A 13,379-nucleotide genomic window follows, 5' to 3' on the forward strand; every position below is an offset into this window, starting at 1 on the left:
GATAAGCTTATCGAAGTTAACTCAATTTACAATGAAGCGCACATGTCAGAGCAAAAAAATATTCATATTTCAGCAGATTCGATTCGTCAGTGGGCACAAAATTGCCTGCAGCAGGCGGGTGCAGAGGAAGTTGTTGCCGCAGCGATGGCCGAGAATTTGGTAGCCGCCGACTTAATGGGGTTTCGTACTCATGGTTTAATGCGTTTACGTTACAACATTAACTGTCTGCGTGATGGTAGCTCTCGCCCAAGCGGTGATTACAGCGTTATCAGTAAACGCGCAGCGGTGCAGCTGTGGGATGCTGATTTGTTGTCAGGTCTTTACGTGGTGCCGCAAGCGGTTGATACGGCAATTGCGATGGCACGCGAGTGCGGTACCGGAACGGTTATTGTGAAACGCGCTCAGCATGTCGCCGCACTTGCGGTTTATCTTGAGCGAGCCGTAAATGAAGGCATGCTCATTCAATTGATGTGCGCAACGCCAGGGCAGCAGGTTGTGGCGCCACACGGCGCGAAATCAGCGTGGTTCTCACCAAATCCATTTGCGATTGGCGCACCCACCCAATCGCATCCAATACTGTTCGATATTAGTTTTTCGATGACGGCGGCTGGCAAGGTCCGTAAGGCCATTGCGGAACAGCAGCCGTTGCCTTACCCAGCACTAATTACCGCAACGGGAGATTACACCACCGATGCAACCACGTTTTTGCATGATCCCGCGAGTGTGCTGGCGCCGCTAGGTGGCCAAGAATTAGGCTATAAAGGTTCGGGCTTGTGTTTGTTTAGCGAGTTGTGGACGCTGGCGCTGAGTCAATTAGGGCGTCATCAAGAACAGCCAGGCTTGGATGCGAATACCGTATGGATTCAAGTCATTGATCCGAGTGCGTTTGGCGATGTGAACGAATTCAAAGCGCAGGCTCAAGCATTAGTTGACGGAATGAAAGCAGTGACGCCAATTGACAAAAATTATCCGGTTCGAATTCCGGGAGAGGGCGCTATGGCAACCCGAACTCGTCAGCTTCAGAGCGGGGTAGAATATAGTCCAGAGTTGTGGCGGCAGTTGGCGAAGGTTGCCGACATGATGCAGCAACCATTGCCAGAATTAACTACCTAGAGCAGATTAATTAAGGTTGAAGGCGCTCAATAGTCCAGGCGCCATTGGCTTTAGTAAAGGTGAAGCGGTCATGCAGTCGATAGCGACCGCCTTGCCAGAACTCAAAGCGCTCCGGTACCACAACATAACCACCCCAGTGTTGCGGCATTGGCACTTGTTGATCTTTATATTTCTCAGTGAGCTCATGATAACGCGCTTCTAATTCGCTGCGACTTGCAATGGGATGGCTTTGCGCAGATGCTAGCGCGCCAAGTTGACTCTCTCTTGGGCGGCTATAAAAATACGCTTCGCTATCTTCTCGTGAAATTTTGCGCGCGAAGCCTTCAATACGAACTTGCTGCTCAATAGCTAGCCACGAAAAGAGCATTGCCACACGGCTATTCGTACTGATGTCATGGCCTTTCTGGCTATCGTAATTGGTATAAAACACGAAGCCATTGTCACGCACTTCTTTCAATAACACGATGCGCTGGTGCGGTTGGTTATCCGCACCAACGGTAGCGAGGGTGAACGCAGTTGGATCGGTTTGCGACGGGTGATCTTTCGCGGCAGCGAACCAATGCGCAAATTGTTGCATTGGATCGTCAAGCAGAGACTCGCGGCACAATTTACCTTGCTCATAATCACGACGAACATTTTTTAAATCCATACTGCGTTGTTTCCTTAGTTTTTATTTCGCTTTCCTATTTAGATAGGTACTCAGCTTTGCCGGCAACGTAGGTTGCATGCACTTTATTCTGCCATAGTATAGCGGCGTCACGGGCAAACGGATCATGATCTAACACAATGAAATCAGCCCACTTTCCAGGTTCCAATGTGCCGAGCTCTTGTTCTTGGCCAGCAGCGTAAGCTGCGTCCAAAGTAAATGCGCGTAATGCTTGCTCTAAAGTAAGCTTTTCATGCGCATACCAACCACCTTCGGGTTGATTGTCACGATCTTGACGCGTTACCGCAGCATGTAAGCCAAAGAACGGATCAGCGAGTTCGACTGGAAAATCAGAACCGGCAGCGATAATAGTGCCTTGCTCGGCAAACGTCTGCCAGGCGTAAGCACCTTTCATGCGTGCTTTGCCTAATCGATCTTCAGCCATGTTTTTGTCGCTGGTGGCGTGCGTTGGCTGCATGGATGCAATAATGTTCAGCTCTTTGAAGCGTGGAATATCTTCTGGGTGGACAATTTGCGAATGTTCAATGCGGTGACGCAAGTTACGCCCGCCAATGGTGTCAAAGGCATGTTCATACTCATCCAGTACAATTCGGTTGGCACGGTCGCCAATGGCGTGTGTGTTGATTTGGAAACCATGTGGAATGATGAGTTCGTATAACTCACGAATGCGCTCTTGTGAGGTAACCATTAAGCCATGTTGATCTGGCGCATCATGATATGGCGCTAAAAGCGCGGCGCCGCGACTACCGAGGGCACCATCACCATAGATTTTTACGCTGCGAACGGTGAGTTTGTCATCTGCTGTCACGTAATGCCCAGCCGCGAGAAGCTCAGGTAGCTTTGGTTCTGTTGCTGATAACATCGCGTAAATACGCAGTGGCATTGCCTGCTTGTCTGCGAGCTCTTTATATACCTGAAGGGTCGTCGCATCGACACCTGCGTCATGAACGCCTGTGATGCCGCGCTCTAGAAGGTGATTAAAAGCTAACTTTAAAGCCTCTTCTTGTTGCTGCGCTGACGCGGCTGGAATTTTTTGCTCCACCAAATTCATGGCGTTATCAATCAGAACCCCAGTTGGGTTACCTTGCGAATCGCGAATAATTTCTCCGCCATCTGGGCTTACGGTGTCTGCTGTGATTCCTGCAATTTCGAGCGCTTTACTGTTAGCCCATGCTGCGTGTCCATCAACGCGGGTTAGGTAAATTGGTTTATCAGATGAAACTTCGTCCAGCGATTCAGCGTTTGGAAACGCTTTAACTGTCCAGTTTTCTTGGTTCCAGCCGCGACCTAAAATCCATTCTGCCGAGGGCGTGTTTTGTGCGAAGTTGGCAACGATAGCTGCCGCATCGCTTTCTGATTTAGCATCACGCAAATCAGCTAACATTAAGTTCTGACCGAGGCCTAGTACGTGTCCGTGTGCATCGATGAGGCCAGGCAACACAAATTTGCCATTTAAGTTCACGCGTTTTTGCTTGGTAAGTGAACCATACACGCCTTCGAGCTCAGCAAGCGTACCAATGGCTGCCACCTTACCATCATGAATCAACATGGCGTCAAACTTGACCAATACGGCCTCGTGACCAGGATTTCCGGTTAATGTGTAACCGTTAAAATTATGAAACAAAACAGACTGGGCAAACACCGATCCAGAATGTAACATTAATAAAACAAACCCAATTAAACGTAAAATTCTCATAAATTTCTCTTTTTCATTGAATTTTATGCGCTATAGCACACTCAGACTGTTTTCGATTGTTTATATCTGATACTGCAATTCTTGATTTTTTACATTAATTTACAATTTAGTAACACAACAACTTCAAACATTCGTTAAAGCGTGTACAATACGCTAAATGTTAGTGACCAATTAAAGCGCGTGGTTTTAAATGAAAATATTAATAATAGATTCGCAATTCTTTGTACGTGCTGGACTCATCCAAGTACTAACCAGTTTCTCTGACCAGCTCGCTATTTACGAAGCCCCGAGCTTTGATATTGCGCAAGAATACTTGCGCCACCAAAACGACTATAACCTAATTTTCCTCGACATGGATATCCCTGATGCGGAAATCCGTCCGACCTTGCAGACGCTGAAAAAAATGGCGCCAAGTTCGCATATTGTCTTGTTTAGCTGGCCACGTCCGTTGTCTGAAGTACGCCAAGCCCTAAGTAACGGGGTACGTAGCTACCTGCCAAAAGATGCAAGTGCCGAAGAAGCAAAACAAGCAATACGTATTTTGTTGCAAAACGACCGTTATTTACCAGAAGAGTCGCGACTAAACGACAACATCAATCGACAAGGGAGTGCTGAGCACTTTTTGTCGCCGCGTCAGTTGGAAATTATGCAGTTGTTGGCACAAGGTTTATCGAACAAAGAAATCGCAACCATACTTGGTATTACCGAGGGGACAATTCGGGTGCACCTTTCGGCTATCTTTAAGGCCATTAAGGTATCGAATCGAACTGAGGCAACACTTTGGTATCTGTTGCGCCAGAAACGTTTGGTGGGCTAAATGAGTTTGGAGCAAATACTTAGCTCGTTAGAGCAAGGGAAACATGCTCCAACTGAACGTTGGAACCCACCATATTGTGGTGAAATTCCAATTCACATTGATGAAAATGGTCAGTGGCATTATCAAGGGTCGCCAATTCAACGCGATAGGTTGGTAAAACTGTTCGCTAGTGTGTTGGTGCATGAGCAGGGGGATTATTTCTTGGTAACCCCTGCCGAGAAAGTCAAAATTAGTGTCGCTGACGTTCCTTTTATTGTTGTTACTTGGACGAAAGTTACTGATGTTTCGCCAACCGTGATTCAGGTAACAACCAATATCGATCAACAATTTGCTCTTTCAGAGCAGCATCCCCTTATTGTGCGCAACGAGCAACTGTATGTTGATTGCGGCAGAGACCTCTGGGCGAAAGTTCATCGCAACGTGGTTTATCAATGGGCGGAAATAGCCCAAGTACAGCAACATCATGGGCGCGATATTTACACGATAGAGAGTGCCGGTTCACGTTTCTATTTAAACCAATAATGATGTGCTGAATTTGCGCGAAACATAACGCTGCTCTATCATACGCATCCTATTTGTAGCCGAGCTTGAGATACCGTTCATGAAGCCTATAACGATAACGCTTGCCCAACTTGATTTTACGGTGGGTGCTATCACTCGCAATACCGAGTCGATTATCGCAACGTTGCAGCAATACGCTGATAGTGACTTAGTCATATTTCCCGAGCTCGCGATTACTGGATATCCGCCAGAAGATCTTCTGTTTCGAGATGACTTTGAAAAGTTGGTTTACCAAGCGCTAGACAAAATTGCGGCAGCGGCTGACACGAATCTTGCTATTGTTGGTCACCCTCAACGCGTTGGTGACGAGCTTTATAATAGTGTCTCGGTGCTGCACAAAGGTAAATGCCTTGCGCGCTACCATAAGCAGCGCCTGCCGCAATATGGCGTGTTCGACGAACAGCGTTATTTCATTCCTGGTCACGACAATGGCATTTTCACCTGGCAAGGACACCGTATTGGCTTGCTGATTTGCGAAGATCTTTGGCATGCGGCGCCGCTGGCGAGTCTTGCAGCTGAGAACATCGATTTGGTGATTTCTCTAAATGCATCGCCGTACGAAGTTGAGAAACACCAGCAACGCTTACATATTTTGCAGCAACGCGTCAGCGAAACGCGCATTCCCATTGTCTACGTCAATAATTGTGGCGGGCAAGATGAATTAGTTTTCGATGGTCATTCGTTGGTTATGGATGCCAACGGTGATCTCGTTGCTGAGCTGCCGCACTGTCAAACAGCGTGTGCGAGCATTCGCTCTGACAACAGCGGGCTACAACTACTCGATACTCAATTTAAACCACGCGAACAATCGTTATTGACCGAAATTTATCAAGCGCTAGTTTTATCAGTGCGCGATTACGTTACTAAGAACGGTTTTCGGGGGGTCACGTTGGGGTTATCGGGGGGCATTGATTCAGCGGTAACCATGGCGATTGCTGTTGATGCATTAGGGGCGGACAAAGTTCACGCCATCATGATGCCATTTCGCTATACCTCACAAATGAGCCAAGATGATGCGGCAGAGCAGGCTCGGCGAATGGGTGTTAAGTACGATGTTGTGGCAATTGAACCGATGTACGATGCATTCATGCAACAGCTTGAACCGCTGTTTTCAGGTACCGAAAAAGACACCACCGAAGAGAATCTTCAAGCGCGTGCACGTGGCACCTTGCTGATGGCGGTATCAAATAAAACGCGTTCGTTGGTGTTAACCACCGGTAACAAAAGTGAGTTGGCGGTTGGTTACTGTACGTTATATGGCGATATGAACGGTGGTTTCGCACCAATTAAAGACGTACCAAAAACATTGGTGTTCGAATTGGCGCGCTTTCGCAATTTAGAGCAAGAAGTTATTCCTGAGCGTGTTATTACGCGTCCACCATCTGCTGAGCTAGCGCCGGATCAGAAAGATCAAGACAGTTTGCCGCCGTATGACGTGTTAGACCGAATTTTGACACTCTATGTGGAGCAAGATTGGTCACCTAATGCCATTATCGATTGTGGATTCGATGAGGCAGATGTATTGCGTGTTGTGCGCTTGGTTGATATTAATGAGTACAAACGTCGACAAGGTGCCGTTGGCCCGAAAATAACAGCGCGTAACTTCGGCAAAGATCGTCGTTATCCAATTACCAATCACTTTCGTTATGAATTAGAACGACAAGTGCAAGCTCGGAGCTCTCATGAAAAAAATTGAAGCCATCATTAAGCCATTTAAACTGGATGATGTACGTGAAGCGTTATCAGAAATCGGTATTGCAGGTATGACGGTGGCTGAAGTCAAAGGCTTCGGTCGTCAAAAAGGGCATACTGAATTATATCGTGGTGCAGAGTACATGGTTGATTTTCTGCCGAAAGTGAAACTTGAAATTGTTGTTGCTGATGATCAGGTTGAGCGCTGCATTGATACCATTTTAGAAACGGCGCAAACAGGTAAAATCGGCGATGGAAAAATCTTTGTGACGAATGTTGAAAGAGTGATTCGAATTCGTACTGGCGAGGAAAATGAAGACGCGGTGTAAGGCACCGCGTCGGTAGTCATTAATCGAGCTTTGATAGGTAGTCGCTGCGAGGGAAGTTATGTTTCAGCGTAGCTACCGCATCAGCATACAATTCAGTTAGCTCAAGGCTGCGATAAGCTTCAGCCATAACGGCTAGAGCGTGTTCAGCTTCAGGCGTATCACTAAAGTTTTCCAGTACGTACTTACCGCGATTTGCAGCGGCCAAGAATGCCTCACGCTTCATATAGTATTGAGCAACCGCCAACTCATGACGCGCTAAACGACTCTTAATACCAATCATTCGCTGACGTGCATCCGCCGAGTACTTGCTATCCGGAAAGCGGCGAACCAGTTCTGCATAATCATCAAATGCCTCACGAGCTTTTGTCGGGTCACGATCAGAGCGGTCAATGCCGACTAAATCTTGGAATAGATTTTCAGCGGCGCGTTCGTTGGTTAAGCCTCGCATGTATAAGGCATAATCAACCGATTGGTGATTTGGGTTTAAGCGTGTGAAGCGATCAATGGCAGCGAGTGACTTATCAATATCGCCCGTTTTGTAGTAAACATAAATTAAGTCGAGCTGAATTTGATGTGTCAGTGGACCAAATGGGAAGCGCGTATTTAATGCTTCCAAAGTTTGCAGAGCGCTACTGAAGTTTCCAGCTTGAATGGCTTGTTGCGCCCGTTCATACCCAACTTCGATATCAGTCATTCGAGTATTTTCAAATTCATCAGGCGAACTTGAGCATGCGCTCAAGGTCATGAGGGTTACACAGGCTACAATTAGACGAAATTTCATAATGTGTTTTTTTTATCTCTGTTGATTTAACTTTGGTGCAGCGTCCCAAACGGGTACACTATACATATTCACGCATTCTAGCGCAGCACTGGCTGCTTTCACAGGTCCGAATACGAATTTATGAGCGAACAGATTTCACTAACAGGAAATGTCCCCCCTTCGGCGAACGGCAAGCGATTGGACCAAACTCTCGCTGAGATGTTCCCAGATTATTCACGTTCTCGGTTAAAAAGCTGGATTACCGAGGGACAGGTGAAGGTAGAGGGGCAGGTGGTTGATAAGCCTCGCGAGAAAGTTTTAGCCGGTATGGCGATTGAGGTGGCGGCCGAACTTGTGGAAGAGCAACGCTTCGAAGCGCAACCGATTGAACTAAATATCGTCTACGAAGATGACGATATTTTAGTAATTAATAAGCCAGCTGGTTTGGTTGTCCATCCAGGTGCCGGCACTCCAGATGGAACATTGTTGAATGCCCTGTTGCATCACTTTCCAGCTATCGACCAAGTGCCGCGTGCCGGAATTATTCATCGGTTAGATAAAGATACCACGGGCTTGATGGTCGTTGCCAAAACCGTCCCCGCACAAACTCACTTAGTTGCAGCCATGCAAGAACGTGAAATTACGCGAGAGTATGAAGCCGTATGTAATGGGCCAATGACTGCTGGCGGCATGATTGATGAACCGATTGCGCGCCATCCAACCAAGCGTACACATATGGCTGTTGTTGCTTTAGGAAAGCCGGCCATTACGCACTACCGAGTGGTTGAACGCTTCCGTGCCCATACGCATTTGCGTCTGCGTCTTGAAACCGGTCGTACGCACCAAATTCGTGTGCACATGGCTCATTTACGTCATCCGCTGGTCGGTGATTTTACCTATGGCGGTCGCCCGCGACCACCACAGAAAGCCAGCCCAGAGTTACTCGAAACGTTACGCAATTTCCGCCGTCAGGCTTTGCATGCGGCGCGTTTATCTTTGCACCACCCAATTACCGGTGAATGGATGAGTTGGGATGCGCCAACGCCTGATGACATGGTAGCGCTCATTGAAGCATTGCGCGCCGACAGAAAAGAGCATCCAATCGACTAACATAGGTGTTTTGAATGGAACTGCTGGATTGGAATTTACCAGAAGGCGTATTTGCCGCCGTGACAACAGTAAGTCAACCTGGCAATTTAGCGGTTCATGTTGGTGATGATCCCGCCGCGGTAATTCGCAACCGTCGTCAGTTGCAGAATCAATTCGACTTACCTGTTTCACCACGTTGGCTTCGGCAAGTTCATAGCACGCGTGTGGTTGATTTCGACGATGCGTACCCGACCGCCGAAGCTGACGCAATTTATGCTAATCAATCACAAACAGTTTGCGCTGTATTAACCGCGGACTGTTTACCTATTCTATTATGCAGCGATGATGGTAGCGAGATCGCTGCCGTGCACGCTGGCTGGCGAGGGTTAGCCGGCGGTATTATCGATAACGCGTTGATGCGATTTGATTGTCCTGCGCATCAGTTGTCAGCTTATATCGGACCAGCTATTTCAATGCCTGTATTTGAAGTTGGTGACGAGGTGCGTGCTGCATTTTTATCTACAGGTGCAGTTGATTCCGAAACATTCCGCTCCCATATTGCTGGTAAATGGCACGCGAATCTACCTTTGTTAGCGCAAAGAATACTTGAACAACATGGCTGCCAAGCCGTTAAACAAAGTGGTCACTGCACCTACACTGATTCGCGTTGGTATTCCTATCGTCGTGATTCAAGTTGTGGTCGCATTGCGTCAGTGATTTGGAAAAAATAATCGGCTGGCGCTTGAAATTTGCTCAGTAATACCCACATAAAGAATCAGGATATAACGGATTTTTTAAGGGGTAATCATGCGATTTGATAAATTAACCAACAAGTTCCAAATGGCGATTGCTGACGCACAGTCATTGGCGTTGGGTCGCGACCATCAATTTATTGAGCCAGTGCACGTGATGCACGCTTTGATGACACAAGATGGCGGCTCAATTCGTCCTCTCTTGACCTTACTCCAGGTCGATTCAAATACATTAAAAACACAGCTATCAGCTGCTTTGGATAAACTACCAAAAGTGGAAGGTACCGGCGGTGATGTTCAAGTTTCTGCGGCAACTGGAACGTTACTCAACCTGTGCGACAAGTTCGCACAGAAACGTAATGATCAGTTTATTTCATCAGAGCTTTTCGTATTGGCGGCAACAGAAGATAAAGGCGCTCTTGGCGAAATCTTGAAGAAATTAGGTGTGACTCGAGAAAAAGTCGAACGAGCAATTGAGAAGGTGCGAGGTGGTGAAGCCGTGAACGACCAAAATGCCGAAGATAAACGCGAAGCTTTGTCGAAATACACAATTGATCTAACTGAACGAGCAGAGCTCGGTAAGCTTGACCCAGTGATTGGTCGTGATGACGAAATTCGTCGCACTATTCAAGTATTGCAACGCCGCACCAAAAATAACCCAGTGTTAATTGGTGAGCCGGGCGTTGGTAAAACAGCGATTGTTGAAGGGCTTGCCCAGCGTATAGTAAACGGTGAAGTGCCAGAAGGCTTGAAGCACAAGCGCGTGCTCTCGTTAGATTTAGGCGCGCTTCTAGCTGGCGCGAAATATCGTGGCGAGTTCGAAGAACGACTGAAAGCGGTGTTGAACGAACTGGGTAAAGAAGAAGGCCGCATCATTCTATTTATTGATGAGTTGCACACCATGGTTGGTGCCGGTAAAGCCGATGGCGCGATGGATGCCGGTAATATGCTTAAGCCAGCACTGGCTCGCGGTGAATTGCACTGCGTTGGTGCAACCACACTGGACGAGTATCGCCAATATATTGAAAAAGATGCTGCACTTGAACGCCGTTTCCAGAAAGTTCTGGTGGACGAACCTTCGGTGGAAGATACCATTGCCATCTTGCGTGGCCTAAAAGAACGTTATGAAGTGCATCACTCGGTGCAAATTACCGACCCCGCTATTGTTGCGGCGGCGTCTTTGTCGCATCGTTATATCAGTGATCGACAGTTGCCCGACAAAGCAATTGACCTGATCGATGAAGCGGCATCAAGTATTCGCATGCAAATTGATTCTAAGCCAGAAGACTTGGATCGCTTAGAGCGTCGAATCATTCAGCTACAGCTTGAGCAAAAAGCGTTGCAGAAAGAAAAGGACGAAGCGAGTAAGAAACGTTTAGAGCTCTTGGAAGAAGAATTGCAAGATCAGCAGCGCAAATACGCTGAGCTTGAAGAAGTTTGGTTGTCGGAAAAAGCTGTTGTTCAGGGTGAGCAGAATATCAAAGCGCAACTGGAACAAGCTAAAACTGATTTGGAGATTGCGCGTCGCGCAGGCGATTTAAATCGTATGTCAGAGCTTCAGTACGGCAAAATTCCGGAGTTAGAGCGTCAATTAAAAGCTGCAACCGAGGCTGACGAACAAGGCATGTCGTTACTTAAAAATAAAGTGACTGAAGAGCAAATTGCCGATGTGCTGTCGCGATGGACCGGAATTCCGGTAAGCAAAATGCTTGAAGGCGAGCGTGACAAGTTGTTGAAGATGGAAGAGCAACTGCATAGTCGCGTCGTTGGCCAAGACGAAGCGGTTACGTCTGTTGCGAATGCAATTCGTCGTTCGCGTGCTGGGTTATCGGATCCGCAACGACCAATCGGTTCGTTTTTGTTCCTCGGCCCAACCGGTGTTGGTAAAACAGAATTGTGCAAAGCGTTAGCACACTTTATGTTTGATACCGACGAAGCGATGGTTCGTATCGACATGTCAGAGTTTATGGAGAAACATTCAGTTGCTCGACTTGTTGGTGCGCCTCCAGGTTATGTGGGTTATGAAGAAGGTGGGTACTTAACCGAAGCGGTTCGTCGTCGTCCATACTCTGTGATTCTTTTAGATGAAGTAGAGAAAGCGCACCCAGATGTTTTCAACATTTTACTACAAGTATTGGATGATGGACGTTTAACCGATGGTCAAGGGCGTACGGTTGATTTTAGGAATACCGTGATCATCATGACGTCAAATTTAGGTTCCGATGTGATTCAAGAGAAAGCGCATCAGCAAACCTATGACGAAATGAAAACCGAGGTGATGGGAATACTTTCTCATTACTTCCGTCCGGAATTCTTAAACCGAGTGGACGAAACGGTCGTGTTCCATCCGCTCGCGAAGGATCACATTAAGAACATCGCCCAGATTCAGTTGCAGCGTTTATATCAGCGTTTAGCTGAACGCGATTACTCGATGGAATTATCTGACGCAGCGTTGGAGCATTTGGCTGCCGCTGGTTTCGATCCGGTGTTTGGTGCACGCCCATTGAAACGGGCTATTCAACAGGAACTCGAGAACCCGCTGGCGCAACAAATGCTGGCCGGTAAATTGGTTCCGAAGCGAGTCATTCGTGTTGATTACCGCGACGAGCAACTGATTATTTCGCAGTAATCGCGAAGTGTAATAGCCGAGCTAAGGGAAAGCTCGGCTATTTATTGCTATGAATAAGCTATGTTATGCTGTGCGGCCACTATGATTAGGGAATCAAATTATGCCGAATAAAACAGAACAGTCAGTAGCCACCGCAAAGAACCGCGGAATATTCCTGTTGCCTAACTTGTTGACAACAGCGGGACTGTTTTCGGGCTTTTTTGCAATTGTCGCGTCAATGAACGGATTATTTGAATCAGCCGCAGTCGCAATTTTTATCGCGATGGTCTTCGACGGCTTAGATGGACGTGTCGCACGAATGACAAATACCGAGAGCGCATTTGGGGCTGAATATGACAGCATGGCCGATATTGTTTCATTCGGTATGGCGCCTGCGCTCGTCATGTATAACTGGGGGCTTTCTGATTTAGGTAAACTAGGTTGGTTAGCTGCATTTATCTTTGTCGCTGGCGGTGCGTTGCGTTTAGCACGATTCAATACCAATCTTGGAACTTCTGACAAACGTTATTTCCAAGGTTTAGCGATTCCAAGTGCAGCAGCCATTGTTTCTGGTTTTGTTTGGGTTGGTAGCAAATACGAGATCGACCCATCAAACGTAAGTTACATCGCAGCCGTATTAACTATTGCTGCTGGTTTGCTTATGGTCAGTAATTTCCGCTATCACTCATTCAAAGATGTCGACTGGCGCGACCGTGTGCCGTTCATTGCTATTCTTCTTATTGTGCTGGCATTTGTGGTGGTAGCAACTGAACCGTCGCTGGTCTTATTCTCAATTTTTCTTCTTTACGCAATCTCAGGTCCGATTACGACGTTTAGAACGGTGAAGAAAATAAAGTTGGAACATGTGGTCGGTGATTCAGATTGCGAAGAAACGGAAGAAGCAACTAAAAACCAACAAAACAGCTCAGAAAATGAGTCGAAATCGAGCGCAAAAAATACAACCGATTAAAAACTCATCAGTCAGTTCAAAATTGGCAAAAAAGATCTTGCACCGTAGGCGGCGATCCTTATAATTCGCCGCCGTTGTCACCGAGTGGTGACGCGGGTTCAGAAAGTGACGCAGGTCACAAAAAAAGATCCAAAAGGATCTTGACCTGAACCAAGGATGGCGTAAAATACGCATCCCGCTTCACGAAGAAGCGAACGCTCTTTAACAATATACCAAGCCAAGCAAACTGTGTGGGCACTTACCGGATTCAGGCAGAGAAAGCATCTTCGGATGCACAAAAGGTCTTTAAATAGACCACCTGACTGATTGGAAAAGTGCTTAACAA

The 13,379-nt window shown here is 47.1% G+C and carries 13 protein-coding genes; 9 read left to right on the plus strand and 4 right to left on the minus strand.

Annotated features, from left to right (window positions below):
* Positions 1–42 precede the first annotated feature (42 nt).
* Positions 43–1,113: an Ldh family oxidoreductase gene (locus CWI76_RS11155; RefSeq protein WP_126760435.1), complete on the plus strand. Its 1,071-nt coding sequence runs from the start codon at positions 43–45 to the stop codon at positions 1,111–1,113.
* A gap of 10 nt (positions 1,114–1,123) precedes the next feature.
* Here the strand turns inward: CWI76_RS11155 and pdxH are convergent, their stop codons facing one another.
* Positions 1,124–1,762 (minus strand): pyridoxamine 5'-phosphate oxidase, encoded by a 639-nt coding sequence (gene pdxH / locus CWI76_RS11160; RefSeq protein ID WP_126760436.1) that lies wholly within the window; start codon positions 1,760–1,762, stop codon positions 1,124–1,126.
* Between the two features lie 34 nt (positions 1,763–1,796).
* Positions 1,797–3,476, minus strand: coding sequence for an amidohydrolase (locus CWI76_RS11165; protein WP_198678619.1), 1,680 nt, complete (start codon positions 3,474–3,476; stop codon positions 1,797–1,799).
* Between the two features lie 190 nt (positions 3,477–3,666).
* Here CWI76_RS11165 and CWI76_RS11170 point away from each other — a divergent pair, with 190 nt between their 5' ends.
* The 4 genes from CWI76_RS11170 (at position 3,667) to glnB (ending at position 6,875) form a co-directional block, all read left to right on the plus strand.
* Complete coding sequence (locus CWI76_RS11170; protein WP_126760437.1) at positions 3,667–4,293, plus strand: LuxR C-terminal-related transcriptional regulator; 627 nt, start codon at positions 3,667–3,669, stop codon at positions 4,291–4,293.
* Positions 4,294–4,815 (plus strand): DUF1285 domain-containing protein, encoded by a 522-nt coding sequence (locus tag CWI76_RS11175; protein ID WP_126760438.1) that lies wholly within the window; start codon positions 4,294–4,296, stop codon positions 4,813–4,815.
* A gap of 79 nt (positions 4,816–4,894) precedes the next feature.
* Positions 4,895–6,550, plus strand: coding sequence for an NAD+ synthase (locus tag CWI76_RS11180; RefSeq protein ID WP_126760439.1), 1,656 nt, complete (start codon positions 4,895–4,897; stop codon positions 6,548–6,550).
* Positions 6,537–6,875 carry a nitrogen regulatory protein P-II gene (gene glnB, locus CWI76_RS11185; RefSeq protein ID WP_092858279.1) on the plus strand — a complete coding sequence of 113 codons (339 nt, stop codon included), beginning with the start codon at positions 6,537–6,539 and terminating at the stop codon, positions 6,873–6,875. The genes CWI76_RS11180 and glnB overlap by 14 nt, the downstream gene beginning before the upstream one ends.
* A 19-nt stretch (positions 6,876–6,894) precedes the next feature.
* On the opposite strand, the gene CWI76_RS11190 is transcribed toward glnB, so the two are convergent.
* A complete protein-coding gene (locus CWI76_RS11190; protein WP_126760440.1) occupies positions 6,895–7,656 on the minus strand; it encodes an outer membrane protein assembly factor BamD in 762 nt (253 codons plus the stop codon).
* Positions 7,657–7,776: 120 nt separating this feature from the next.
* On the opposite strand from CWI76_RS11190, the gene rluD reads away from it, so the two are divergent.
* The 4 genes from rluD (at position 7,777) to pssA (ending at position 13,054) form a co-directional block, all read left to right on the plus strand.
* Positions 7,777–8,745 carry a 23S rRNA pseudouridine(1911/1915/1917) synthase RluD gene (gene rluD / locus CWI76_RS11195; protein WP_126760441.1) on the plus strand — a complete coding sequence of 323 codons (969 nt, stop codon included), beginning with the start codon at positions 7,777–7,779 and terminating at the stop codon, positions 8,743–8,745.
* 14 nt (positions 8,746–8,759) lie between these two features.
* Positions 8,760–9,455, plus strand: a complete 696-nt coding sequence (pgeF, locus tag CWI76_RS11200; RefSeq protein WP_126760442.1) for a peptidoglycan editing factor PgeF — start codon at positions 8,760–8,762, stop codon at positions 9,453–9,455.
* 76 nt (positions 9,456–9,531) lie between these two features.
* A complete protein-coding gene (gene clpB, locus CWI76_RS11205; RefSeq protein WP_126760443.1) occupies positions 9,532–12,105 on the plus strand; it encodes an ATP-dependent chaperone ClpB in 2,574 nt (857 codons plus the stop codon).
* Positions 12,106–12,205: 100 nt separating this feature from the next.
* Complete coding sequence (gene pssA, locus CWI76_RS11210) at positions 12,206–13,054, plus strand: CDP-diacylglycerol--serine O-phosphatidyltransferase (RefSeq protein ID WP_126760444.1); 849 nt, start codon at positions 12,206–12,208, stop codon at positions 13,052–13,054.
* A gap of 98 nt (positions 13,055–13,152) precedes the next feature.
* Here the strand turns inward: pssA and CWI76_RS11640 are convergent.
* Positions 13,153–13,379 (minus strand): hypothetical protein (locus CWI76_RS11640; protein ID WP_206750230.1); only part of this gene is annotated, 227 nt, incomplete at its 5' end.

Origin of the sequence: Pseudidiomarina marina, from assembly GCF_003987045.1 — a bacterium.
Classification (GTDB): Bacteria; Pseudomonadota; Gammaproteobacteria; order Enterobacterales; family Alteromonadaceae; genus Pseudidiomarina; species Pseudidiomarina marina.

Coding starts and splice junctions, on each gene's coding strand:
- CWI76_RS11155 (WP_126760435.1), top strand. CDS start 43: ATGTCAGAGCAAAAAAATATTCATATTTCAGCAGATTCGATTCGTCAG.
- pdxH (WP_126760436.1), bottom strand. CDS start 1,762: ATGGATTTAAAAAATGTTCGTCGTGATTATGAGCAAGGTAAATTGTGC.
- CWI76_RS11165 (WP_198678619.1), bottom strand. CDS start 3,476: ATGAGAATTTTACGTTTAATTGGGTTTGTTTTATTAATGTTACATTCT.
- CWI76_RS11170 (WP_126760437.1), top strand. CDS start 3,667: ATGAAAATATTAATAATAGATTCGCAATTCTTTGTACGTGCTGGACTC.
- CWI76_RS11175 (WP_126760438.1), top strand. CDS start 4,294: ATGAGTTTGGAGCAAATACTTAGCTCGTTAGAGCAAGGGAAACATGCT.
- CWI76_RS11180 (WP_126760439.1), top strand. CDS start 4,895: ATGAAGCCTATAACGATAACGCTTGCCCAACTTGATTTTACGGTGGGT.
- glnB (WP_092858279.1), top strand. CDS start 6,537: ATGAAAAAAATTGAAGCCATCATTAAGCCATTTAAACTGGATGATGTA.
- CWI76_RS11190 (WP_126760440.1), bottom strand. CDS start 7,656: ATGAAATTTCGTCTAATTGTAGCCTGTGTAACCCTCATGACCTTGAGC.
- rluD (WP_126760441.1), top strand. CDS start 7,777: ATGAGCGAACAGATTTCACTAACAGGAAATGTCCCCCCTTCGGCGAAC.
- pgeF (WP_126760442.1), top strand. CDS start 8,760: ATGGAACTGCTGGATTGGAATTTACCAGAAGGCGTATTTGCCGCCGTG.
- clpB (WP_126760443.1), top strand. CDS start 9,532: ATGCGATTTGATAAATTAACCAACAAGTTCCAAATGGCGATTGCTGAC.
- pssA (WP_126760444.1), top strand. CDS start 12,206: ATGCCGAATAAAACAGAACAGTCAGTAGCCACCGCAAAGAACCGCGGA.